At 45.4% G+C, this 2,058-nt stretch carries 4 protein-coding genes; 2 read left to right on the top strand and 2 right to left on the bottom strand.

What is annotated here, in order from left to right:
• The first annotated feature begins 137 nt into the window (after nucleotides 1-137).
• On the top strand, nucleotides 138-668 hold the full coding sequence (locus VIN66_RS12050) for a DUF3016 domain-containing protein (protein WP_331924204.1): 531 nt from the start codon (nucleotides 138-140) through the stop codon (nucleotides 666-668).
• On the opposite strand, the gene VIN66_RS12045 is transcribed toward VIN66_RS12050, so the two are convergent.
• The gene (locus VIN66_RS12045) at nucleotides 669-920 is read right to left on the bottom strand and encodes a hypothetical protein (RefSeq protein ID WP_331924203.1); all 252 of its coding nucleotides are present in this window, start codon (nucleotides 918-920) and stop codon (nucleotides 669-671) included.
• Nucleotides 921-1,002: 82 nt separating this feature from the next.
• Complete coding sequence (gene priC / locus VIN66_RS12040) at nucleotides 1,003-1,311, bottom strand: primosomal replication protein PriC (RefSeq protein ID WP_134057601.1); 309 nt, start codon at nucleotides 1,309-1,311, stop codon at nucleotides 1,003-1,005.
• Between the two features lie 172 nt (nucleotides 1,312-1,483).
• Between priC and VIN66_RS12035 the strand changes: the two genes are divergently transcribed.
• On the top strand, nucleotides 1,484-1,876 hold the full coding sequence (locus VIN66_RS12035) for a MerC domain-containing protein (protein WP_226767461.1): 393 nt from the start codon (nucleotides 1,484-1,486) through the stop codon (nucleotides 1,874-1,876).
• The last annotated feature ends 182 nt before the right edge of the window (nucleotides 1,877-2,058 follow it).

Below are 2,058 nucleotides of genomic sequence, written 5' to 3'. Positions count from 1 at the left end.
TACATATTTATACAAAACAGTTCAGCGGTATTCGTTTGGTTAGGGGTATAGTTGGGTCTACATTAAACTTATACCAGCGAATAGCCTCTAACACAGCATTGCAGGCGCTAAGCCTTAGCAGATACAGGAGAACGGTTATGCGTAAAATACTATTCCTATGTGGTTTAAGCCTCTTAACTGTTGGTACAGCGCAAGCAGGTGAAGTTTCAGTGCAGTGGCAGCAGCCGGAGAAATTCACGGATATCCGCCCGGCAAATGATACCCGTAAAGCTTACCGGGAAAGGATCTTGAAAAAGTTTGATAGTTTTTTTGCTGAGCTGGCTGGCAAGTTGCCAGAGGGATATAAGTGGGAAGTCACAGTGACCGATTTGGACCTGGCCGGTGATGTAGACTATTTTGCCGGTGGCGCGGGTAATCCGCTGCGTGTGGTGAAAGATATTTACTCCCCGGCTATTAAATTCAGCTATGTTGTACGTGATAAGCACGGTGAGGAAGTCGCCAGCGCAGAGGAAAAACTGCGTGATATGGGCTTTATGCAGACGCTCAATTCAGTAAATAATTCTGATGAATTGCGCTATGAGCGCCAGATGCTGGAAGACTGGTTCAGCAAAGAACTGCTACCTAAAGTAGAACAATATGCGCAAGCCTTACCTAAGGTTAGCCAGTAACTACAGTAAGCTGGCAATTTGCCGGTAAATATCGACCGCTTCTTGCCGGCTCAGCTGTCCGGCAGAGGCCGCCCGGCCAATACTACTACTCACTCGTACAATCTCACGCCGTGGCTCTGCGTCTGTATCGGGCGCTGCAGTTGTAGCGGAGCCCGCCAGTACAGCAGATGCGGTTGTTGTACGTTCAGGTATCTGGTTCGGCCTGACGGCTATCTGGTTGCTGGTCAATGCCGTACTACTTAATGCAGACATGGGCACCTCCAATTATCTCTTTAGATTAGTGTAGCGCAGAAACTCCATTAGATTGTTTTTTGAACAAGATGAGATGTCTATTTCATTTAGTTATAACAGTGCGAAATTCGGCTAATGTTTGGTGCAACTGTTTTAACTGCTTAACTACGCGCTGCAAAGTGGCAGTGTTAAACTGCTGACTTTGTCTCATGGCGGCTACCTGCTCCGCTGTTTCGGCCAGATAGGGCATAAAACGATTACTCGATGCCTGAAACAGAGTGTTATCGGCAAAAATACGTTGATGTTTGCCATGTCCTTGCTGTTGCAGGTTGTCGAGCAAAGCGTCAGCATCCAGCGCCTTGCGGTATAATTCTTTTAAGTTGTCATCGAGCTGATTTAGTAAAGCGTCCATAGATTGACCAAGCCATGAAAAGTAGCGCCATTATGCCATAAGCGCCAATGGTATTCAGCCTGTGTTGGTTTACCTGTTATGCTTGGCGTTATTTTTATTCCTGCCCATTCCTTTAATAAGTGTTTTGTTATATTATCTCGTTTATCCGGCATAGGCTTTCAGAGTAAGCAGAGTGTTAGCAACAGTAAGAAGCGTATTTGATAAAGTGGGTATCACAGTGACATCGCTTTGTGCCATTCACTGCATTATGCTGCCTGTTATTTTACCTCTATTGCCTTTACTGGGTTTAACGGCAAGCCATAACCATGCGTTTGAGAGAATTGTATTACTGATCACTATGGTGCTGGGTTTCATCACCCTGTTTATTGGTTTTCATCGCTATCATCGCAAGCTGTATCCGTTTTACTCGTTATTTCTAGGCGGTTTTATTTACTGGCAAAAAGATGTCTGGGGTCACGAATACGAGCATGCTGTACTAATGGTTGGGGCTACCCTGGTGGTACTGGCGCATATTATGAACATGCGGCTTTGTAACAGCTGTAACAGTTGTGAAGATGACCACTAAACAGAACCTGATAAAAAAATCCCGCCACGGCGGGATTTTTAGTTGTCAGCCTTAAACCACCTCCTATGGAGGTGGTGATCGTTTAGTCGGGGCTATGCCCGTAGAGTACCCATGTTAGATACTTCGCTCGTTTGTAACCAGCAAATGAGGAAGTAAATAACATGAGTAGATATAAATCCGCT

The organism is Rheinheimera sp. (assembly GCF_036568245.1).
GTDB lineage: Bacteria > Pseudomonadota > Gammaproteobacteria > Enterobacterales > Alteromonadaceae > Alishewanella.
This window is presented reverse-complemented; position numbering and strand designations above follow the sequence as displayed.

Coding starts and splice junctions, on each gene's coding strand:
- VIN66_RS12050 (WP_331924204.1), top strand. CDS start 138: ATGCGTAAAATACTATTCCTATGTGGTTTAAGCCTCTTAACTGTTGGT.
- VIN66_RS12045 (WP_331924203.1), bottom strand. CDS start 920: ATGTCTGCATTAAGTAGTACGGCATTGACCAGCAACCAGATAGCCGTC.
- priC (WP_134057601.1), bottom strand. CDS start 1,311: ATGGACGCTTTACTAAATCAGCTCGATGACAACTTAAAAGAATTATAC.